This window comes from Nonomuraea mesophila (genome assembly GCF_004352805.1).
Classification (GTDB): Bacteria; Actinomycetota; Actinomycetes; order Streptosporangiales; family Streptosporangiaceae; genus Nonomuraea; species Nonomuraea longispora.
Genome location: NZ_SMLD01000123.1, coordinates 1 through 21512, shown reverse-complemented (window position 1 = coordinate 21512; position 21512 = coordinate 1). Strand labels below are relative to the sequence as shown.

The window sequence follows — 21512 nt, the reverse complement described above, 5'->3', positions numbered from 1 at the left end:
CGCCACCGACCATGATTCCGGTCGGAGGTGGAGCGATGTTCACATTGCTGGGACGTCTGACGGTGGCGGACGGCGGCGGCAGGACGATCGCCGTCCGGGCCGCCAAGCAGCAGGCTGTGCTGGCCGTTCTCATTCTGCGTCCGGGCGAGGTCGTCACCCTTGACCGGCTGATGGCCGAGCTGTGGCAGGACGAGCCGCCTGCCACGGCGAAGGCGAGCGTGCAGACGTACGTGTACCGCCTGCGGCGCGCTCTGGGCCCGCTCGCCGCCGACGGCGTGACCCTGGCCACCGTCGGGAACGGCTACACCCTGATCGTGCCTGACCGGGCGGTCGACGTCAGGAGGTTCGAGTCGGCCGTCGCCGAGGGGGCGGACGCCTTGACGGAGGGCGAGGCGGACGCGGCGGTCAGATCGTTGCGGGAGGCGCTCGCGATATCGCGCGGCCCCCTGCTGCCGGAGATCGACGTCGAGATCGTGCGCGACGAGCGGCGCCGCCTGGACGAGCTTCATCTGACCGCCCGCGAGCTGTGCGTCGAGGCCGAGCTACGGCTCGGCCACCACAACCGGGTCATCCCCGAGCTGGAGCGGCTCGTCGAGGCCCATCCTTTCCGCGAGGCCTCCTGGGCGATGTTGCTGCGGGCGCTCGCCGGCCGCGGCCGCCGCGCCGAGGCCCTCGCCGCCTACCGCCGGCTGCGCCACATCCTCGGCTCGGAGCTCGGCATCGAGCCGGCCGACGCACTACGCCGGCAACATCAGGAGATCCTCCAGGGCGACGGCGTTCTCGTCATCGGATACCTCCGATGAAACCCCCGCCTTCAGACGGGGGAGGAATCGGACCCCTGCGGAGCAGGACAGGGGCAGCCGATTCGCCGCCAGGCGAACCGGCGTCAAAACGCCGCACGACATCGCACGGTTCGGTAGTATGTTCGACGGTGGTGATGACCAAGCCACCGGACGAATGATCAGAAGCACCCTCGCCGCAGGGCTTGCGGAGAGGTGAAACGCCTGTGGAGCTGGTGTAAGACCTCAACGAGAGTTCCCTTTCCCGGGCGGGCGACCGGCGGTGAAGCAGGAAGGCCAGTCGGCGACTGGCTGGAATCCCGGTCCTTCAGGGCCGGGAGGATGTCAAGAGTCCTCCGCTCACTTGAGGAGGAGCGGCTTCCGGCGTGTCAGCACACATGAGGGAGGCCGTGCCCGGATGGGCACCGCCTCCGTCATGAGACCCCCGCCCCCTCGGGCTCCTGGTAGCCGCTGGCCTGCAGCCGGAACAACCGGGCGTAGCCGCCCGCGGCGGCCATGAGCCGGGTATGGGTGCCGGACTCGACGACGACGCCGTTCTCGATCACGACGATCAGGTCCGCGTCGCGGACGGTGTTGAGCCGGTGCGAGATGAGCAGAGTGGTGGCGCCGTCGCCCTGGCGGCGCGTCCTGGCGTGGACGTCGGCCTCGGCCTCGGGATCCAGCCCGGCCGACGGCTCGTCCAGGACCATGAGGTCGCGGCGGCCGCGGAACATCGCGCGGGCCAGGGCCGTGCGCTGCCACTGACCGCCCGAGAGCACGACGCCGGTCTCCGGGTCGCCCTTGTCCTCCTCGCTGAAGAAGACCCGCGTGAGCAGGGTGTCGTAGCCGCGCGGCAAGGAGGAGAGCGTGCCGTGGACACCCGCCCGCTGAGCCGCCGCCTCCACGCGGGTCCGGTCCTCGCGGGCGGCGACGTGGCCGAGGGAGATGTTGTCGGCGGCGGTCATGTCGTACGTCATGTGGTCCTGGAAGACGCCGCTGATCCGGCGCCGCAGATCCTCGGGACGGACGTCGCGGATGTCCACGCCGTCCCAGGTGATGCTGCCGCGCTGCGGATCGTAGAAGCGGCAGAGCAGCTTGACCAGGGTGCTCTTGCCGGCGCCGTTCAGGCCGACGACGGCGACCGCCGCGCCGGCCGGGATGAACAGGTTGAGGCCGCGCAGGATCCACGGATGGTCGTCGCTGTAGCGGAACCAGACGTCGGTGAGCCGGATGCCGTGGCGCAGCTCCGGGAGCGGCGCGGACTCGGCGGGGACCGGCAGGTCGGGACCGGTCCGCACCACCGTCACGTAGTGGCCGAACATGATCAGGTCCTGGTGGAGCCCGGCGATGCCGGACACCAGCCCGTTGAGCGCGTTCTGGACGGCGGCGACGGCGGCGATCAGCAGGGACACGTCGCCGACACTCAGCGCGCCGGAACCGGCCGCGACGACCGCCCACACCAGCCCGCCGCCGGCCACCACCGCGGCGAGGAGGGTCAGCAGGCCCTCGACGGACAACTCACGGAGATCCATCCGGCGGCGGGCGTCGTTGGCCGTGCGCAACTCGCTCATCATGCGGTCGCGCAGGAACCCGCCGCTGCCGAAGAGCCGGATCTCCTTGGCCGCCTCGACCGTGCCGAGCAGGTCGCCGTAGAACAGCTGGCGCCGCTCGGCCGGGCCGATGTCCCACAACATCGCCGCCCGGCGACGGGACAGGCGCAGCTGCGCCACCAGCGCGGGCCCTCCCGTGGCCAGCACGATGCCGGTCAGGACGGGGCTGATCACCAGCAGCGATCCGACCATCCCCACGAGGGTGACCGACGACTGGATGATCCTGAACGACCCGGTGATGATGCCCTGCCCCGTCTGCAGGCTGTTCTGCGCCAGCCGCAGCCGGTCGTGGAACTCGGGATCCTCGTACGGCCGCAGGCTCGCGAAGCGCAAGGTCGCGGTGAACAGCTCGGCGGTGGTGTGGGTGGTGAACAGCCGGCCGATCTGGCTGCCGAGATACTGGCTGACCTGAGGCAGGGCGGCCACGAGCACCCCCGCGCCCGCGAGGCCCAGCGCCAGGGCCGTCAGACCCGTCGCCGGCCCGTCGCCGGCCAGGGTGTCGACGACCATCTTGGTCAGCCAGGCCACGGCGATCGGCAGGACCGCCTCGGCCAGCATCACCAGGACGTAGAGGGACATCAGGCCCGGAGCCGTCCTGATGGCGGTCCCCGCGGCGACCCGGGCGATCGTTGTCATGCGCCGCTGGCGGCGGGCAGCGCGTGATCGCTGTCGACCACCGTTCCGTCCGCGCCGACGAGCACGACGGTCGGGTAGCCGACGATCTTGAAGGCCGTCTGGACGGGCCCCTGCGGATCCTCGGAGATGACCCTCGCCACCTGCGAGAGTCGCTCGACGTACGGCGCGGGGTCATCGCCGGAGGTCGCGGTGACCACGGCGAGCACCTCGTCGGGCGTACGCCGTGCCCGCTCGACGAACTGGGGCAGCAGGTCCTCGCACGGCTTGCACCCCACCGAGAAGAAGCCGACCATGGCGGGCCCGCCGAGCAGTTCCCCCGAGATCGGCTCACCGTCCGTCGTCATGGCCGCGAACTCCGGCACGTCGTCACCCTGCGCGAGTCCTCCGCCGGCCGGCGGGCCGGACAGGTCCTGTCGTCCGCCCTGCTGACGGAGGCGGCGGATCACCCCCACGGTCAGCAGCAGATTCACCATGCACAGCAGCCCGATCAGCACGACCGCGGCGACCAGGTACGGCATCACACACTCCCCCGTGTTTCCATGAACAACCCAGCGATGTCGTCGAAGGCGATCAGCATGATCGCTCCCGCCAGCCCGGCCGGCACCGCGACCGCCAGCCCGGCGGCCGCCGGCGGACCGCCGGAGTAGATGAGTCCCGTGCCGCCCAGCGCCACGACGAGCAGCAGCAGGGAGTTGCGGACCAGGTGCACCCGTCCGAGCGGGGTCGCGGAGAAGCCGAAGCAGCGGCACGGCGCGCGTACGCCCTGACGGATCGAGACGCCGATCACCACGGTGAACCCGGCGAGCAGGATCGCGCTCAGCGTTAGCCCCGCCTGCGGGACCACCATGAGGACGACCGCCACCGCCTCGCCGACCGCCACCGCACCGGCGGCCGGCAGGCGCAACCCCTCAGGCAGCATCACCAAGGACGCCGCGAACGACCGTACGGCCGCACCGTTACGGAGTTTGGTGAAGGCGGAGACCGCGAAGACGACCCCCAGCAGAACCTGACATGCGACGAGCAAGAGACCCACGATGGTCAAGGGTCTCCGGTTCCTCTAGCGCGTCTCTAGCGCGCCGCTGGCGTACGGCGGTCGCTCAGGCGAGGCGTTTCCGGCCGGATGTGGAGGGCAACCGCCTGTGCATGATGCGCGAACTTCTGAAGGGCGCGGTGTGCGGCTCGGTCGCCACCGCGGCGATGAGCGGGGTCATGGTGGCGGGAAGCCGCATGGGCCTCATGCGGGACCAGCCGCCCAAACGGATCGCCCGGGCGGCCCTGCCTGGCCGCAAGCACCAGCAGAAGGCGGGTGAGGGCGTCGCGGGCGCGCTCGCCCACCTCGGGTTCGGCGCCACCGCCGGCGCGTTGTACGGCGTGCTGGCCCGGGGGCATCGTGCCCCGGCCGCGGTCGGCGTCGCTTACGCCCTGGCGATCTGGGCCTCCAGCTATCAGGGCTGGATCCCCCGCATGGAGATCCTGCCGCCCGCCTCCAAGGACCATCCGGGCCGGCAGGCGGTCATGGTCGCGGGGCACGTGGTGTACGGCACGGTGCTGGCGCTGACGATGAACCGGCTCAGCACGCGGGCGGCCCGGGTGACGGAGCGCGAGACGTGGGCGAGCCCGCCCCGTTACGAGAAAGAGCGGGCGGGGCAGCAGGTCGCACAAGGGGAGATGAGATGAGTCATCACGTACCGGAGCACGACCCTCGTTCGCGCTTCGAGGACGAAGGGATACCGGATCTGCAGGACGGCACCCCTCAGCAGCAGTGGGCGGTCGATCCGCAGGAGGCGCCCCTCCCGGCGGACGAACCGGTCGCCGTGGAAGATTTCGGCACCACGGACGACGAGCAGATCCAGGGCGAGTCGCTGTCCGGACGGCTCGAACGGGAGGTCTCCGAGGAGCAGCCCATGTTCGGGATGGAGGAGCCCGCCGGCCGTCTCGTGGCCCCGGACGAGGGCACGCGGGCGGACGCCGAGCCCGACGAGGTCGCCATGGAGGCCGGACCGGACGCCGGCGGCTTCACGGCCGAGGAAGCCGCCATGCACGTCGAACCGGAGTGACCCGGGCGACCGAGGTCGAACCGGTGCGGGGTGGTGGCCCAGGCCGAATCGCGTGAGGCGGGGGCCAGATCGAGCCGGGGCGACCGGCGCCTTGGGTGGTCGGCAGGGCGCGGGTGCCGGTCAGGAGCCGGGGTTCTCGGTGAGGAGGTGTTGTTCGAGCACCGCGTCGAGCTGCAGTTCGCGGTAGCCGGCCGTGTCGAACAGGACCGTCAGCCGGTCCTCGCCGCGCTGGATGACCTCGCCGGAGCCCCACGTACGGTGCTCGACCCGGGCGTGCGCGGGGAACGGCCCGCTCTCCTCCTGCTGCTGCCCGGTGGCGCCCGCCCGGCACCTGTCGCAGTTGCCGCAGGGGTCGGAGAGTTGCTCGCCGAAGTAGCCGAGCAGGAAGCGCCTGCGGCAGTCGCCGGTCTCGGCGTAGCGGCGCATCATCTCCAGCCGGGTGCGTTCGACGTCGCGCCGCCGCCCGGCCAGCTCCCTGGCCAGCTCCGCCGCGGTGTGCGGGGCGGGCGAGCCGGGCACCGGGTCGATCCGCCGTGTGCCCAGGCGTACCGCGCCGGCCCTTTCCAGCAGGTCGAGCAGCATCGTCAGGCGGCGTGACGACAGTCCGGTGCGCTCGCGCAGCGCCCTGCGGTCGCTTCCCGGGCCGGCGTCGGCGACGGCCTGCGCCACCGCGGTCAAGGTCTCCAGATCCGGCACGGCCCCCGTGAAGTAGCGCTGCAGGCCCAGGTCCTCGGGCCGGTAGAACAGCACCGCCCAGGCCGCCTCGCCGTCCCGGCCCGCCCTGCCGATCTCCTGGTAGTACGAGTCGGGCGAGCCCGGCACCTCGGCGTGCACGACGAACCGCACGTCCGGCTTGTCGATCCCCATGCCGAACGCGCTGGTGGCGACCACGACGTCCAGGTCGCCGGCCATGAACCGGCCGTGCACGTCGTCGCGCTCGGACCGGCGCAACCCGGCGTGGTAGGCGGCGGCGCGCACGCCCGCCTCGCCGAGCAGCCCGCTCAGGCGGCCGGTCTGCCTGCGTACCGCCGTGTACACAATGCCGGGCGCCGCCCGCTCGGCGACCGCGGCGGCGACCGTGGAGACGATCTCGTCGGCGGGGTCGTCCAGCGCCCGGCGCACCGTGAGCGAGATGTTGGGCCGGTCGAACCCCTGGACGATCTCCACGGGCTCGCGCAGGCCCAGGCGTTCGACGATCTCGGCCCGCACCGGCGGGGCCGCGGTGGCGGTCAGCGCGGCGATCGCCGGGCGGCCCAGCGCCTCGGCCACCGCCCCGAGCCGCAGGTAGTCGGGGCGGAAGTCGTGCCCCCACGAGGAGATCAGGTGGGCCTCGTCCACCACGAGGAGCGAGGGCTCGGCGGCGGCCAGGTCGCGTACGACATCGGGCCGGGCCAGCTGCTCCGGCGCGCAGAACAGGAACTCCGTCTCACCCGCCCGCAGCGACTCGAAGGTCGTCCGCCGCTCGCCCGCCGAGGTGCCGGCGTCCAGGCTCGCCGCCTCCTCGTCACGCTCGCGCAGCGCCTCGACCTGGTCGCGCTGCAGGGCGATCAGCGGCGAGACCACCACGGTGGGGCCCCGCAGGAGCAGCGCGGGCACCTGGTAGATGGCCGACTTGCCGCTGCCGGTCGGCATCACCGCCAGTACGTCGCGGCCCCGCGCCAGCGCCGTCATCGCGGCGAGCTGCCCCGGGCGCAGGCCGGCCAGTCCGAGGGCCTGCCGCGCCACCCGCTCGCACGCCGCGCCCGTCTCCTCCATCGGCCCTCCCCCTCACGCCTGCCGGGTGACTGCCCCGGCAGGCGGCCGGCATGTCATCCGGCGGCACGCGGGCGTGACTTCGGCCGCTCACTTCGGCGGCTCACTTCGGTGACCGGGGAAGTGTGAGAAGGCGGTTGAGGGGACTGCCCCAGGGTACGGGAGGGGACTCGGCGCACTTCAGCGCTGGGCGTGCACGAGCTAGGAACTTTCATGAGACTGGATCTCAGTGTCAGCATGTCGGCCGGCGCTCCCGTCGTCGGGGTGAGCGGCGAGGTCGATCTGCTCACCGCCGATGATCTGTACGAATTCCTCGCTACGGTGATCCGCCAGCGTGGCCCGCGGCTGAGCGTGGACCTGCGGCGCGTGACGCACATGGACTCGCGCGGCGCCGCCGCCATGCTGCGGGCCCGCCGGTTGGCGCGCTCGCTCGGCGGGAACCTCACGCTGGTCGGTCCCAGCGCCCCGGCGGCGTTGGTGCTCCAGGCCGTCCTGCCCGAACAGGACCTCGCACCGCCAGGCCGGGCCACGCCGGCCGCACGCCGCCACTAGCCGGTACCGCACGCCGCCACCCGCCGTACCGCGCCGCCACCCGCTGTAGCGACCGCCACCCGTCGCACCGGCAGGGGCCGGGGTTGTGTGTGCCGGCGGAGGGCAGGGGAGCGGGATGCGAGCGCCGTCCTCTCCCCGCGTGTCCCTTCCCGTGATGTACCACCGCTGGTCGCGGATGACGTTCATCCACTGGCGCTACCGGCCCGAGCAGGTGCAGGCGCTGCTGCCGGCCCAGCTCAGGGTCGAGCCCTTCGACGGGTCGGCATGGGTGGGGCTCACGCCGTTCCTCATGCGCGACGTCCGGGTGCCCGGCGTGCCCGCGCTGCCCTGGTTGTCGACGTTCCCCGAGACGAACCTGCGGACGTACGTGCGCGATGCGCGGGGGCGTACCGGCATCTGGTTCCTGTCCCTGGACGCGGGACGCCTGCCCGCGGCGCTCGGCGGGCGGGGCGGTTACCGGCTGCCCTATCACTGGTCCGACATGTCGGTCGAGGCGGAGGACGGCCACACCCGCTACAGGTGCCGCCGGCGCCTGCCCGGGCCGGCCGGCGCGCGGTGCGACGTGGACGCCGGGATCGGCGTGCCGCTGGTGGAGCACGAACGGGACGAGCTCGCGCACTTCCTGACCGCCCGGTTCCGGCTGTTCAGCCTCGTGGCGGGACGGCTGGCGGCCGCGCAGGTGGAGCACCCGCCGTGGCCGCTGCACCACGCCCACCTGGACGCCGTGGACGAGGACCTGGTCCAGGCCGCGGGGCTGCCCGATCCTGAGGGCCGGCCCCTCGCGCACGCCTCTCCTGGGGTGCCGGTACGGGTGGGCATGTGGAGCTGGTGAATTATTCACTGCGTATATACCTCCGGTGTATAGTCAGGCGGCATGACAGTTCCCTTGGCGTTGCTGGGCCTCCTGGACCGCCGTCCCAGTTACGGCTACGACCTGAAGCGCGACTACGACACCTACTTCGGCAGGGGAAAGCCGCTCCCCTTCGGGCAGGTCTATTCGACGCTCGGCCGCCTGGCCAGGGACGGCAAGGTCACGGCGGGGCAGAGCGAGCGCGGCGACGGCCCTGACCGCAAGCGCTACGCCATCACCCCGGAGGGCAGGCACGAGGTGGAGGCCTGGCTGACCGAGCCGGTGGCGGCGGAGCCGTACCTGCAGACGGTGTTGTTCACGAAGGTCGTGCTGGCGCTGATGCTGGGCCACGACGCGCAGCGTTTCCTCGACATCCAGCGCGCCACGCACATGCGGCGCATGCGGGAGCTGTCGGAGGTCAGACGCGGCGGCGCCCTCGTCGACGCCCTGCTGGCCGACCACGGCATGTTCCACCTGGAGGCGGACCTGCGCTGGATCGACGTGACGGCGGCCCGCCTGGGCGCGCTGGCGGAAACGGTCCGGCCCGCATGACCGTGGACGCCCTCCCCGTGCCGGGCCCGCTGCTGGAGGCACGATCCGTCGAGCGTTCGTACGGGAAGACGCCGGCGCTGCGCGCGGCGAGCCTGTCCGTGACGGCGGGAGAGATCCTGGCGATCATGGGCCCGAGCGGCTCGGGCAAGTCCACGCTGCTGCACTGCCTGGCCGGCATCTTCACCCCCGACGCGGGCGAGGTCTGGTTCGACGGGCGGAGGCTGGACACGCTGAGCGACGCCCGGCGCTCTGAGCTGCGCCGAGGCGCGTTCGGCTTCGTCTTCCAGTTCGGCCGGCTGGTGCCGGAGCTCACGGTGGCCGACAACGTCGCCCTGCCGCTGCTGCTCGGCAGGACCGGGCGCAAGCAGGCCTACCAGCGGGCGCACGGCTGGCTGCGGCGGCTGGAGCTGGAGGAGCTGGGCGAGCGGCGTACGGGCGAGCTGTCCGGCGGGCAGGCGCAGCAGGTGGCGATCGCCAGGGCGCTGGTGACGGGGCCGAAGGTCGTCTTCGCGGACGAGCCCACCGGCGCGCTCGACTCGCTCACCGGCGAGAAGGTCATGGAGCTGCTCGTCGGCCTGGCCCGTGAGGAGGGCACGACGGTGATCCTGGTGACCCACGAGCCCCGCGTCGCCGCCTGCGCGGACCGGGAGGTCATGGTGCGCGACGGCAGGGTCACCGATCCGTTCGCCGGCGAGGCCGTCCGATGACGTTCTGGCTGGGCCTGCGGCTGTCGTTGCGCGGCGGACGGGAGGGCGCGGTCCGGCTGGCGCTCGTCACCGCCGCCGTGGCGATGGGGGTGACGGTGCTGCTGTCCACGGTGGCGCTGTACAACGCCTTCAGGACCACCGCGGACCGCCCGTGCTGGGAGTGCACGACCGGCTCCGCGCCCGCCGGCTGGGCGCTGGGCGCCGCCCCGGGCGCCGTGTTGTGGAACTACCGCCAGGACATGTACGCGGGCCGTCCGATCAAGCGGCTCGACGTCGCCGTGCTCGGCACGCAGACGCCGGCCATGCCCTCGATGCCCGTGATGCCCGGCGTGCCCGCGATGCCCGGTGCGGGACGTCACTACGTCTCGCCCGCGCTCGCCGACCTGATGGAGTCCGTGCCGCACCGGCAGCTCGCCGGCCGTTTCCCCGGCACCCGCGCGGGGCTGGTCGGACGCGCCGCGCTGAGCGGCCCCGACGACCTGGTCGCCGTCGTCGGCAGGACACCCGCAGAGCTGGCCGCCATGGCCGGCACCGTGGCCGTCGACACCGTCGCCACCACCCCGTCCGCGGACGACACCACGGCGCTGTACGAGCACGGCTTCGGCATCGCGGCCGTCGGCCTGATCGTTCCGCTGCTCGTTCTCATCGGCACCGCCACGCGCCTGGCCGCCGCCCGCCGCGAGGCGCGCTTCGCGGCGATCAGGCTGGCGGGGGCCACCGCGCGGCAGATCAACGCCATCGCCTCGGCCGACGCGGCGCTCGGCGCGCTGCTGGGCGCGCTCGCCGGGATCGCGGCCTTCCAGGCGCTGCGGCCGGCCCTGGCCGGCGTCACCGTCACCGGCTCCCGCTTCTTTCCCGACGTGGTCGCGCCCAGCGTGCCGCAGTACGCCGCGGTGGTCGCGGGCGTGCCGCTCGCCGCCGCCGGCGCCGCCCTGTGGTCGCTGCGCCGGGTGCGGATCACGCCGCTCGGCGTGGCCCGCGAGGTACGCGCCTCCGCCCCGGGATGGTGGCGGATCGTCCCGCTCCTGGCCGGGCTGGGACTGTTCGCGGGCCCGGTGTTCGCCGACGGCAAGGAACCGGACGGGGTGCTCGTCGACGCCGGACTGGCACTGATCATGGTCGGCCTCGTGGTGGCCGGGCCGTGGCTGACGCTGCTGTCCGCGCGGCTCGTCGCCCGGGTCGCTCCCGGCGCGGCGACGCTGCTGGCCGCCCAGCGGCTGGCGACCGACCCGAAGAGGGCCTTCAGGTCGGTGAACGGCATCGTGCTCGCGGTCTTCATCGGCACGGCCGTCGCCGGCATCGTCCCCGCCGTCGTCACGGGCCAGGAGGCGGCGGGCGGCGGCACGCTGACCCCGGTCATGCGGGCCTCCTTCGGGTACGGCGAGGCCACCGAGGGCCTGCCGCTGCCGCCCGCCACGGCGTCCGAGCTGCTCGCCAAGATACGCGCCCACCCCGGCGTCACCGTGATGCCGATCCACCGCAGGCCCGGGACAGGGGTGTCCGACCGTCCTCCGCCGTGCGACCCGGGCCCCGGGTGCCGCCCCGACTTCATGCTCGGGCACGTGGTCACGTGCGACGCCCTGACCGCCTTCCCGGCGCTCGGCCGGTGCGCCCCGGGCCGGACGGCGGTGGCGGCCGACTTCAACCGGCTGCTGACCGCCGACAACATGCTCTCCGCCGACCGCAACCTGCCGCTGGTGGACGCGGCCAACACCGCGGCCCCCAGTGGCACGGCCGGCCTGCCCCTGGCGGCGGTGCTGATCCACGCCGGCGACCCGGCCGTCCGCGAGGATCTCCGTACGCTGCTCACCCCGTACGTCGCCCGCTCCGGCAGCGCGGAGGCGCCGCGGACGTTCGGCGAGGTCGCGCAGGCCCGCGCGGTCCTGCTCGACCAGACGGAACGCGTCGCGCTGGCCATCGTCGCGCTGACCCTGCTGGTGGCGGGCTGCGGCCTGCTGGTGTCGGTCACCGGCGGCGTGGTCGAGCGCAGGCAGTCGTTCACCCTGCTGCGGTTGTGCGGCACCCCGGCGCGGACGTTGTCGAGGGTGGTGCTGCTGGAGACGGCCGCTCCCATGGTGCTGGCAGCCCTGGTGGCGGCGGCCGCCGGGTGGGGCGTGGCCGAGCCGATGGTGCGCCGGCTGGCCATCAAGAGCGCGCCGGCGGCGCTGCCCGGCCCCGACTACTTCCTGACCGTCGGCGGCGGGATGCTGGCCGCCCTGCTGGTGGTCCTCGCCGGCCTGCCACTGCTCAAGCGCGTGACCGCCCCTGACAACGCCCGCTTCGAATAGGACTGCCGATGACCATGCCCCTTGCCCGGCGGCTGCTCGCCCCGCTCCTGACGGTCCTCCTCATGGCGGGTCTGCTCACGGCGCCGGAGCCCGCCCGAGCCGCCGACGGCCGCTACGCCGCCGACATCAGACGCACCGAGTACGGCATCCCGCACATCTCCGCGAAGGACCACGGCGGCCTCGGCTACGGCTACGGTTACGCCTTCGCGCAGGACAACCTGTGCGTCATGGCGTCGTGGGCGCTCACCTTACGCGGCGAGCGGTCGCGCCACTTCGGCGCGGAGGCGATGTCGGACGACGCCTCCGACCCGATCCCCAACCTGGCCAGCGACGTCTACCACAAGAGCGTGCACGCGTCGGGCGTGCTGCGCCGGGTGCTCGCCCGGCCCGCGCCGCACGGCCCGAGCGCCGAACTGCGCGCGCTGGTGGACGGCTACGTCGCCGGGTTCAACCGCTACCTGAGTGACACGGGCGTGGACCGGCTGCCCGACCCGGCCTGCCGGGGCAAGGAGTGGGTCGGGCCCATCACCGCCACGGACGCCTGGATGAACCTGCTCGACCTCGGCCGCCTGGCGGGCACTTCCAGGTTGAAGGAGGCCGTCGCCGGCTCCGGGCAGGCCGCGGCCAAGGCGGAGCGGGTGACCGCCCCTGGCAGCAACGCCTTCGCCCTCGGGCGCGAGGCCACCCGGGGCGGCCACGGCATGCTGCTGGCCGACCCCCACTTCCCGTGGAACGGCATCCGCCGCTTCTACCAGGTGCACCTGACCATCCCGGGCGTGCTCGACGTGTCGGGCGGCAGCCTCTACGGCACCCCCATGGTGCAGATCGGCCACAACGCGAGCATGGCCTGGACGCACACCGTCTCCCACGCCCACCGGTTCACCCTCTACAAGCTGAAGCTGGCGCCGGGGCAGCGCACCACGTACCTGGTGGACGGCCGGCCGGAGCCGATGGGCCGGCAGGAGGTCTCGGTCACCGTGCGGGGCGCGGCCGAGCCCGTCACCACGACGCTGTTCACCTCCCGGTACGGCCCGGTGCTGGCGACCGGCTGGACGGAGGAGGAGGCGGTCGCCCTGGCCGACGCCAACGTCGCCAACCTGCGCTTCGCCGACGAGTGGCTGGCCATGGGCGCCGCCCGCGACGTGGCCGCGCTGCGCCGCGCGCAGGAGACGTACCAGGGCATGCCGTTCGTCTACACGCTCGCCACGGACGTCGGCGGCCAGGCGTACTTCGCCGACGCCTCGGTCGTCCCGCACGTCACCGACGAGCAGGCCGAGCGCTGCCGCGCCGAGGACGACCCCCGGATGCTGATCCTGGACGGCTCCACGTCGGCCTGCCTGTGGGGGAAGGACGCGGACGCGATCGAGCCGGGAGTCTTCGGCCCCGCGGCCCAGCCCCGGCTGGTCCGCGCCGACTACGTGGCCAACGCCAACGCCGGCCCCTGGCTGACCAACCCTGAGGCCCCGCTCACGGACTATCCGGATATCTACGGCAACGTGCGGACGAGGCTGGACCTGCGGACCCGGGTCGGCCTCGACATGATCGCGCGGCGGCTGTCGGGCGACGACGGGCTCGGAGCGCCCGGCTTCACCCTGGAGACCCTGCAGAAGACCGCCACGGGCAAGCGCAACCTGAGCGCCGAGCTGCTGCGGCCCGGCCTGCGCGCTTTGTGCAGGGCCAAGCCCGTGATGAAGGCGAGCGACGGCACGAAGGTGGACGTCCGCCGGGCCTGCGCCACGCTGGCCGCCTGGGACGGGCGGGCCCGCCTCGGCAGCCGGGGCGCGATCCTGTGGCGGGAGCTCTTCCTGGCGCTCAACGGCCCGCAGCGGCGGCCCGACGGCTCGCTCGCCCCGCCGACGAGCTGGTGGAAGGTGCCGTTCGACCCCGAGCGCCCGCTCACCACGCCGCGCGGGCTCGACACGACCCACCCGGTGGTGCAGACGGCGCTGGCCGACACGACGCGGTACTTCACCACCCGCGACCTCCCGCTGACGCTCACGCCGGGCCAGGCCCAGCGGTACGGCTCCGTCGCCGTGCCGGGCTGCACCGAGGCGGAGGGCTGCTTCGACCGGATCCGCACCGGCGGCCCGCTCGGCGAGGAGGGCCGTTATCCGGACGTCAACACCGGCTCCAGTTTCCTGATGGCCGTGGAACTGACCCCGGCGGGGCCGCGTACCCGCACCGTGCTGACGTACTCGCTGTCGGCCAACACGGCCTCGCCGCACCACGCCGACCAGACCGAGCTGTTCTCGCGCGGCGGGTGGGTGACGGAACGGTTCACGGAGGCCGAGATCCGGGCGTACCCGGGGCTGGAGACGACGTCGCTGCGGAACCGCTGAACGCGAACGCCGTCACCCGAGGTCCGAGCCCGGTTAGGGCCGCGACACCCGCGGTAGGAGACATCCCTGGTCAGCGTGCTTCTGAGGGCCCCGTCCTGGTCGGGCACTGCTCCGTGAAGGGGGACTGACCCGGCACCGCTATCCTTGCACGACGAGCATTGATGCGCACCGTGCATCTTTGTAGGGTCTGCTGAATGACCCCGAACGAGAACAAGGACGTGCTGATGGCCGAGGACGGCGTGATCGAGGAATCCCCGAACGTGAGCCCCACGGAGATGCGCAGGATCCTGCCGGCGGACATGGTGGAACGAGGGCGCTGCCCGTTCGATCCGCCGCCCGGCCTGCGGGACAAGGAGGCGGTCCGGCGGCTGGAGCTGCTGAACGGCGCACCCGCGTGGCTGGTGACCGGGTTCGAGGAGGCCCGTACGGTGCTGTCGGACACCCGCTTCAGCGCCGACAAGGTCCGCCACAGGGAGGCGACGTCGCTGCAGCCGCACGAGGTGGCCGAGATGGGGACGGCGCAGCCGCAGAAGAAACAGGTGGCCGAACGGGAGGACGGGCTCTTCGTCTTCATGGACCCGCCGGAGCACACCCGGCTGCGGCGGCTGCTGACGGGCCAGTTCACGGTGCGGCGGATGCGCGAGCTGGAGTCGCGGGTGACGGAGATCGCGGTTGAGCTCATCGAGGCGATGAAGGCGGCGGGCACGCGGGCCGACCTGGTGCAGGCGTTCGCGCTGCCGCTGCCGTCGCTGGTCATCTGCGAGCTGCTCGGCGTGGACTACGCCGACCGCCGGCTGTTCCAGGAACGTACGGCGATCGGGCTGAACGCCAACGCGACCCCCGAGGAACAGGCCGTGGCGCGCGCCGAGATGTACACGTTCATGCAGCGGCTGGTGGCGGCCAAACGCGCCGACCCCGGCGACGACCTGCTGTCCGGCCTCATCCACGACGCCGACCCGCCCCTGACCGACGCGCAGCTCGTCGACGTCGCCGTCATCCTGCTCAACGCCGGCCACGAGACCACGGCCAACATGCTCGGGCTGGGCACGTTCGCGCTGCTGGAGCACCCCGGCCAGCTGGAGGCGCTGCGCGCCGATCCCGCTCTGATCGACAACACGGTGGAGGAGCTGCTGCGGTTCCTGTCGATCATCCAGCTCGGGGTCAGCCGGGTCACCACGGAGCCGGTGACGCTGGGCGGCGTGGACATCCCGGCCGGCGCGACCGTCGTGATCGCCACGCCCGAGGTCAACCGCGATCCGCGGCACTGGGCCGATCCCGACGCCTTCGACGTGCGCCGCGAGCGCACTCCGCACCTCGCCTTCGGGCACGGCGTGCACCAGTGCCTGGGCCAGCAGCTGGCCCGGGTCGAGATGCGGATCGGGCTGAGCGAACTGATCTCCCGCCTGCCGGACCTGCGCCTGGCGGCGCCGGCCGAGCAGGTGCCGCTGCGCAACGAGATGCTCATCTTCGGCGTGCACGCGCTGCCGGTCACCTGGTCCTGAGCCGCCCTGCCCGGGACGGCGCCCGTCCCGGGCCTCGTCAGTCGCCGCCGCCGCCGAGCTTCTCGGCGACCGTACGGGCCGCCTCCAGCGCGCCCGCGGTCAGCCTGCCCTCGGGGTCCTCGGTGACATTGCGGCCGTACTCGACCTCGACCACCGCGTTGCTCACCCGGACCCCGGCGATGGCCTTCGTCGGCCCGTGGTCGGCGCCCTCCAGGGTGTACACGGTGACGTAGGAGTCGTCACCGACGGGCGGCTCGGCCTTGGCATAGCCCTGGGGGATGAGCGCCGCCTTGTGCCGGCGGGCGACGAACTCCTCGTGTGCCTGGGCCACCCCGTCGGGGAACACCTTCGTGTACACCTTCAGCCTGAAGGTCATGTTCTGCGGCAGCCCCGCCCCGTACTGCGGCAGGGTCGTCCACTCGCACTCCTCCTTGTACAGCTTGGTCTGCTTGGGGTAGACCACCAGCTTGGTCCGCAGGTCCTCGGTGACGAGCTCGCACGGGTCGGCGTCGTCCGAGAACTTCGCCTCGCCGGTCGGCGGCGGCTCGCTCGCCGGGGGCTGCGTGCTGGGCGGCGCGGACGTGGCCGTCGTCCGCGCGGCGACCGGTTCGGCGGGCGGTGGCGGCGGCTCCTGCCTCGTCAGCAGGAAGGCCACCGTGAACACCATCAGCACGAGCACCGCCATGGCCCCGCTGAGCAGGCCGGGCGTCACCCGGACGCCGCTGGGCCGCGGGGTGCGGGGCGGGGTGGGTACCTCGTTCATCTCGGTCCGTGGCGCACGGCTCCGGTCGGGCACGGAACTCCGGGGAACGCCACGCCTCCTCTCGTGAACTTGCCGGTTGCACGCATCAGCCGGTCCCCGCCGACCGGACGTCCCCGAGCGCGGCCACGATCGCGCGGGCCGCCTTGGTGGCTCTGTCCTGCTGCTCGGGTGTGAGCTTGGCGCTGTTGTGGACGGACGAGTCGATCTCGATGACGAGGTTGCTGACGCGTACCCACACGATGCTGTGGGCCTGGGGGAACGTCGTCCCCCACCAGTTCTGGGCGAAGGCGTCGTCCCCGAGGCCGGGCAGGTCGCGTACGGGCTGGAAGGTGTTGCTCTGCCCCTGCCCCTCCTTGGAGGCCTGCGCCCGCTTCCTGCCGGCGAAGATCTTCTTCGCCAGGGCCACCTGCGGCGAGTGGTCGATCTCGATGCCGACGCTCTCGTCGAGGACGCCGGCCAGCCAGTCGCACTTGGTGGTGTCGAGCCCCGCGCGCCTGCGCATGCCGGGCAGGATCGCGGCGGCCTTCTGGTCGCTCACCAGCCCGCAGGCTTCGGGCGCCGCGGCGAACGCGCCGTCACCCTTCACCTCCGGGGTGGGCGTTCCCGACGGGGTGGAGGCGGGCGGCGGCGAAGAGGACGGTTCCCGCGCGACCGGCGTGGTCCGCGGTGGCTCGGTGGTCCCGGCGGACGCGTTGACCAGGACCACCGCCGTGACGGCGACGGCGGTGGCGGCCGCGAGGGCGCCGAGCACGACAGGAAGCCTGCTCTTCCCGGAGGCGACCGGGACGGTGGCGGCCGTCATCTCCGAGCGACGCGCGGGCAGGGGAGCGGCGATCGGCTGGAGCGCGGCTCTGATCGCCTGGGGGTGCGGGCGCGCGGCCGGGTCCTTGTCCAGCATCGCCGTCAGCAGGCCGGCGAACGGATGCGCGGAGACCGGTGGCGGCGGGGGCTGGGTGAGCACCGCCGCGACGATCGCCATGGGCGAGTCGCGTACGAAGGGGCCGCGCCCCTCCACCGCCGTGTACAGGGTGGCGGCCAGCGACCAGAGATCCGAGGCCGGTCCCGCGGGCTCGCCGCGCAGGCGTTCCGGCGCGATGTACCCCGGTGAGCCGGCGGCTCCCGGATGATCGGCGGCCGCGGTCGCGCTCGGGGTGTCGTCGATGTGCGCGGCGATGCCGAAGTCGGTGAGGACGGCCTCGCCGGAGTCGGTCAGCATGACGTTGCCCGGCTTGACGTCCCGGTGCAGGATCCCGTGCTGGTGCGCCGCCTCCAGCGCGTCGAGCACCCGCAGCCCGATGGCGGCGACCTGGCCCGGCGGGAGCCTGCCGCTCTCACGCAGCCGGTCGGCCAGCGACCGGCCGGGCAGCAGGTCCATGACGATCCACGGCTGCCCCTGCTCGGCGATGACGTCGTGCACGGTGATGATCGCCGGATGGTTCAGCGACGCCGCCGCTCGGGCCTCGCGCAGGGTGTCGGTGAGCGCTCTGTCCCTCTTGGCAGGGTCGGTCGGCAGACGTACTTCCTTGACCGCGACCTCGCGGCCCAGCACGGTGTCGCGGGCCCGCCACACCGTGCCGGCGCCGCCCGCGCCCAGAGGAGCGAGCAGCTGGTATCGCCCGGCGATCACGTGCATGGGTCAGGCCTTGGCGTCGAGGTTCTTGACGAGGTACGCGATGGCCTTCTCGGCCTTGTCACGCAGCCCCGGCTCCTTCTCGACATTGCGCGTGAAACGGACCTCTCCCACGATGTTGCCGGTGCTGAAGACCGAGTACACCGTGAACTTCTTGCTGCTGAACGTCGTCTCCCGCTTCTCCCAGCCGACGGCCGAGTTCCCCGCGCCGGGGATCTCGAAGACCTCGCCCTGCTCGGCGCCGCTGCCGCCGCGCCCGGCCTCCCTCTCGGCCTTGGCCCTGGCACCCTGGACGTGCTCCTCGGCGAGCTTGGTCTCATAACCGTCGCCCTGCTGCGGATACAGGTAGAACGTGGCGTAGAGCGCGAGCGACTTGTCGTCGCGAGCCCTGCTCCACGCGCACTCGACGGAGTGTTCCCTGCTGCTGGTCAGGTACTTGCCCACGACCTCGGTGGCCTGATCCCGGGTGAGCAGCTGGCAGGGCCGGGGGATGGCGGTGAACTTGCCGGGCGTGCGCGCGACCGGCGTGGCCGTCGGCACCGGCGTGCCGGACGGGGAGGGCGTCGCGGTCGCCGGCCCCTGAGCGGTGGCCGTGGGGGCCGGGGCCTCGGTGCTCGCCAGGTTGGTCGAGGTGGTGGGCGGGCCGGCGGGCGGGGTGCCGGTCAGGATGAGCGCGACCGCCGTCACGAAGACGACGAGCACGGCCGCGGCCGAGCCGTACACCGGAAGCTTGGGCACCATCCACGACGTCGGCTGCCTCCCGGCGGGCATGGTGGCGGCGGTGCCGCCGGTCAGCGGCTGCAGGGCCGCCCTGAGCGTCACCGTGTCCTGGCGCCGCGAGGGCTCCTTGTCGAGCAGCCGCATGAGCACGGGCCCCAGCGCGCCGGCCCGCCGCGGCGGCCTGGGCGGCTCGGTCATCACCGCGCCGTGAGTGGCCATGGCGGTGGGACGCGCGAACGGAGGCACACCCTCGACGGCCGTGCAGATCGTCGCCCCGAGCGACCAGAGATCGGCGGCGGGCCCCGCGACCCGGCCGGGCTCCTCGGTGAGCGCCTCCGGCGCGGTGAACCCCGGTGTGCCCATCGGGGCGCCGCCCGGCTGCCCGCCGGCCCTGGCCGCGATGCCGAAGTCGGACAGCAGGATGCGGCCGTCGTCCGCGAGCAGCACGTTGCCCGGCTTGACGTCGCGGTGCAGCAGCCCGCGGGTGTGGGCGGCGGCCAGCGCGGACAACACGAACAGCCCGATCGAGGCGGCCCACTCCGGCGACACCGGCCCGCCGGCCTTCACCACCTCGTCGAGCGAACGGCCCCTGACCAGCTCCATGACGATCCACGGCTCGGAGCCGTCCACGACCACGTCGTGGACGGCGACCACGGCGGGATGCCTGACCTGGACCGCGACGCGCGCCTCGTGCAGGGTGCGCTCGCGCAGCCGGGCGTGCTCGCCGGGCGGCAGGTTCGCGGGCAGGTGCACCTGCTTGATCGCCACCTCGCGGCCGATCACCGTGTCGTGGGCGCGCCACACCACGCCCATCCCGCCCCTGCCGATCTCCGCGAGCAGCCGGTAGCGCCCGCCCACGAGTCGTGGCTGGTTCATCGTCTCACCCCTGGCGTCCCAGCGCCGCCGCGACCCATCGGGCAGCGTCACGTGCGCCCTTGCGCATGGCCTCGTTGTCGCCGATCTTCTTCACGTCGAAATACTTGATCTCCATCACGACGTTGCTCGTGCGGAAGATCACGTCGTGCCGCTCCACCTGGCCCTTGGGGTTGACCAGCTCATAGCTGAACGCCTCGTCCCCGATGCCGTTGACCTCCTGATACGCCTTCGACGTCTGCTTGAGCGTCTTCTCCAGGCCGACGTCGGGCCAGTTCCAGATGATCGTCGTGCCGGATTCGGCGCCGTTGAGCCTGTTGACGAACGTCTCCGTCGCCTCGTCCACGCTCAGCCCCCAGGCGCTGTCCAGCCGGGACAGGGGAACCGGGGACACTCCGACGCCGTTGCCGTGCGCCGTCCACTCGCATCCTTCGTTGTCGGCCGAGCCCTTGGGGGACGCCTTCGGGACCAGCGAACGCACCTGGGCGGGCGTCATGAGCGTGCACACGTCCACGGGTCCGCCGAACCTGGCGGCCGTCGCGGTGGCCGACGGTGTCGCCGACGGCGTGTTCACGGGGGCCGAGACGGCCGGGCTTGTGTCCGCGGTCGCCGTGGGACGCGGCGTGGTCGGCGCCGATCGCGGTAACAGCGCGACGGTGGTCGCCACGGCCGCCACCGCCGCGAGCAGTCCGGCACCGACGAGCACCGGCCCGCGCCGGCTCGCCCGGCGCGGGCCGGGCAGGGGCGCGGGCAGGGTCGCGGTGGTGGCCGGCCCGCTCTCCGCCACCTGCCGCAGCAGGTGACCGGCCAGTCGCGCGTCGGGACGCTGGTGCGGCTCGCGCGCCAGCAACTGCATGAGCACCGGCCCGAGCCGTCCGGCCCGCTCGGGCGGCCGGGGCGGCCGGGTCAGCGCGTCGCGCAGCACCGTCATGGGCGAGGTGCCGGTGTAGGGAGCCTGGCCCTCGACCGCGGAGTAGAGGGTGGCGCCCAGGGACCACAGGTCGGAGGCCGGGCCGCCGCGCTCGCCGCGCAGCCGCTCCGGGGCGATGTAGCCGGGGGAGCCGATGAGCAGACCCGACTCGGTGATCGTGGCCTGGTCCTCCAGCCGGGCGATGCCGAAGTCGGTGAGCACCACCCGCCCGTCGTCGGTCAGGAACACGTTGGCCGGTTTCACATCGCGGTGCTGGATGCCGTGGGCGTGCGCGGCCGACAGCGCGTCCAGCACCCGCAGCCCGACCGCCGCCGCGCGTTCCGGCGCCCACGGGCCCTCAGCGGCCACGGCGTCCTTCAGGTCGCGGCCCTTGAGCATCTCCATGACGATCGTGGGCAGGCCGTCGTGGGCCAGCACGTCGTGAACGGTGATGATGTTCGGGTGCCTGAGCTGGGCGGCGGCCATCGCCTCGCGGGTCGCGCGCTGCAGCGCCTCCTCGCGCTCGGCCGGGGTGAGCGACTCGGGCAGCAGCAGGGCCTTGACCGCGACGTGACGGTCGAGCAGCTCGTCGTGGGCGAGCCACACCGTGCCCATGCCTCCCTGGCCGAGAGTTTGCAACACTCGATAGCGGCCCGCGATTTTTCCTTCCCCAGTTCCCGGCACGCGGCCAACAGTATTGAGGACGGCTTTCACTTCGCTATATTTCACGCCGCAATCAACCGAACAAGCCCGAGCATCGGAGCGACGATGACCACAGCACCACCCGTGCCACCTGCGTCATTCTGGCCGGACCAGGGCGGTGAGCAGCCGTCGACCTCGAAGCCACCAGGGTGGGCGAAGGGCATCATGGCCGCCGCCGCGACGGTCGCGGTGCTCGGCGGCGCGCTCATCGCGGTGCGGAACGTGGGCACGCAGCCTCCTGTCGCGCTGCCCCCCGACCCCGGGGGCAAGGTCGAGGCTCCGCCCTCCCC

General features: G+C 73.0%; 18 protein-coding genes and 1 pseudogene. 11 read left to right on the top strand and 8 right to left on the bottom strand.

Going from position 1 to position 21512, the window contains the following annotated elements; all coding sequences use genetic code 11:
- Window positions 1–35 precede the first annotated feature (35 nt).
- Window positions 36–803, top strand: a complete 768-nt coding sequence (locus E1295_RS34065; RefSeq protein WP_166427535.1) for an AfsR/SARP family transcriptional regulator — start codon at window positions 36–38, stop codon at window positions 801–803.
- Between the two features lie 410 nt (window positions 804–1213).
- On the opposite strand, the gene E1295_RS34060 is transcribed toward E1295_RS34065, so the two are convergent.
- Genes E1295_RS34060 through E1295_RS34050 form a run of 3 tightly spaced genes read right to left on the bottom strand, consistent with a single transcriptional unit; the run spans window position 1214 to window position 4049 of the window.
- Window positions 1214–3025, bottom strand: a complete 1812-nt coding sequence (locus tag E1295_RS34060; protein ID WP_132636975.1) for an ABC transporter ATP-binding protein — start codon at window positions 3023–3025, stop codon at window positions 1214–1216.
- Window positions 3022–3543, bottom strand: coding sequence for a TlpA family protein disulfide reductase (locus E1295_RS34055; protein WP_132636973.1), 522 nt, complete (start codon window positions 3541–3543; stop codon window positions 3022–3024). The genes E1295_RS34060 and E1295_RS34055 overlap by 4 nt, the downstream gene beginning before the upstream one ends.
- Entirely contained in the window at window positions 3543–4049 is a 507-nt protein-coding gene (locus E1295_RS34050) for a MauE/DoxX family redox-associated membrane protein (protein WP_132636971.1), read from the bottom strand. The genes E1295_RS34055 and E1295_RS34050 overlap by 1 nt, the downstream gene beginning before the upstream one ends.
- Window positions 4050–4168: 119 nt before the next feature.
- Here E1295_RS34050 and E1295_RS34045 point away from each other — a divergent pair, with 119 nt between their 5' ends.
- Complete coding sequence (locus E1295_RS34045) at window positions 4169–4702, top strand: DUF6789 family protein (protein WP_246080683.1); 534 nt, start codon at window positions 4169–4171, stop codon at window positions 4700–4702.
- On the top strand, window positions 4699–5082 hold the full coding sequence (locus tag E1295_RS34040; protein WP_132636969.1) for a DUF5709 domain-containing protein: 384 nt from the start codon (window positions 4699–4701) through the stop codon (window positions 5080–5082). Before E1295_RS34045 ends, E1295_RS34040 begins: the two co-directional genes overlap by 4 nt.
- 120 nt (window positions 5083–5202) lie before the next feature.
- Here E1295_RS34040 and E1295_RS34035 read toward each other — a convergent pair whose 3' ends face one another.
- Window positions 5203–6837 (bottom strand): RecQ family ATP-dependent DNA helicase, encoded by a 1635-nt coding sequence (locus tag E1295_RS34035; RefSeq protein WP_132636967.1) that lies wholly within the window; start codon window positions 6835–6837, stop codon window positions 5203–5205.
- 210 nt (window positions 6838–7047) lie between these two features.
- On the opposite strand from E1295_RS34035, the gene E1295_RS34030 reads away from it, so the two are divergent.
- The 7 genes from E1295_RS34030 (at window position 7048) to E1295_RS34000 (ending at window position 15624) form a co-directional block, all read left to right on the top strand.
- Window positions 7048–7386, top strand: coding sequence for an STAS domain-containing protein (locus tag E1295_RS34030; RefSeq protein ID WP_132636965.1), 339 nt, complete (start codon window positions 7048–7050; stop codon window positions 7384–7386).
- Window positions 7387–7525: 139 nt separating this feature from the next.
- Window positions 7526–8218: a YqjF family protein gene (locus E1295_RS34025; RefSeq protein WP_220449029.1), complete on the top strand. Its 693-nt coding sequence runs from the start codon at window positions 7526–7528 to the stop codon at window positions 8216–8218.
- A 42-nt stretch (window positions 8219–8260) separates the two neighbouring features.
- Complete coding sequence (locus E1295_RS34020) at window positions 8261–8788, top strand: PadR family transcriptional regulator (RefSeq protein ID WP_132636961.1); 528 nt, start codon at window positions 8261–8263, stop codon at window positions 8786–8788.
- Window positions 8785–9495, top strand: coding sequence for an ABC transporter ATP-binding protein (locus E1295_RS34015; protein WP_132636959.1), 711 nt, complete (start codon window positions 8785–8787; stop codon window positions 9493–9495). Before E1295_RS34020 ends, E1295_RS34015 begins: the two co-directional genes overlap by 4 nt.
- On the top strand, window positions 9492–11783 hold the full coding sequence (locus E1295_RS34010; RefSeq protein ID WP_132636957.1) for an FtsX-like permease family protein: 2292 nt from the start codon (window positions 9492–9494) through the stop codon (window positions 11781–11783). Before E1295_RS34015 ends, E1295_RS34010 begins: the two co-directional genes overlap by 4 nt.
- An 8-nt stretch (window positions 11784–11791) precedes the next feature.
- Window positions 11792–14122, top strand: coding sequence for a penicillin acylase family protein (locus tag E1295_RS34005; protein ID WP_246080681.1), 2331 nt, complete (start codon window positions 11792–11794; stop codon window positions 14120–14122).
- A gap of 299 nt (window positions 14123–14421) precedes the next feature.
- On the top strand, window positions 14422–15624 hold the full coding sequence (locus tag E1295_RS34000; protein WP_166427536.1) for a cytochrome P450: 1203 nt from the start codon (window positions 14422–14424) through the stop codon (window positions 15622–15624).
- Between the two features lie 37 nt (window positions 15625–15661).
- Here the strand turns inward: E1295_RS34000 and E1295_RS33995 are convergent, their stop codons facing one another.
- The 4 genes from E1295_RS33995 to E1295_RS33980 form a co-directional block, all read right to left on the bottom strand.
- The gene (locus E1295_RS33995) at window positions 15662–16387 is read right to left on the bottom strand and encodes a hypothetical protein (protein ID WP_132636955.1); all 726 of its coding nucleotides are present in this window, start codon (window positions 16385–16387) and stop codon (window positions 15662–15664) included.
- 85 nt (window positions 16388–16472) lie between these two features.
- A complete protein-coding gene (locus tag E1295_RS50355; protein ID WP_220449028.1) occupies window positions 16473–18020 on the bottom strand; it encodes a serine/threonine-protein kinase in 1548 nt (515 codons plus the stop codon).
- Window positions 18021–18023: 3 nt separating this feature from the next.
- Complete coding sequence (locus E1295_RS33985) at window positions 18024–19613, bottom strand: serine/threonine protein kinase (protein ID WP_132636953.1); 1590 nt, start codon at window positions 19611–19613, stop codon at window positions 18024–18026.
- 4 nt (window positions 19614–19617) lie between these two features.
- Window positions 19618–21162 carry a serine/threonine-protein kinase gene (locus E1295_RS33980; protein ID WP_281284787.1) on the bottom strand — a complete coding sequence of 515 codons (1545 nt, stop codon included), beginning with the start codon at window positions 21160–21162 and terminating at the stop codon, window positions 19618–19620.
- Window positions 21163–21288: 126 nt separating this feature from the next.
- Between E1295_RS33980 and E1295_RS33975 the strand changes: the two are divergent.
- Window positions 21289–21512: pseudogene (locus E1295_RS33975) on the top strand (hypothetical protein); the annotation flags it as partial.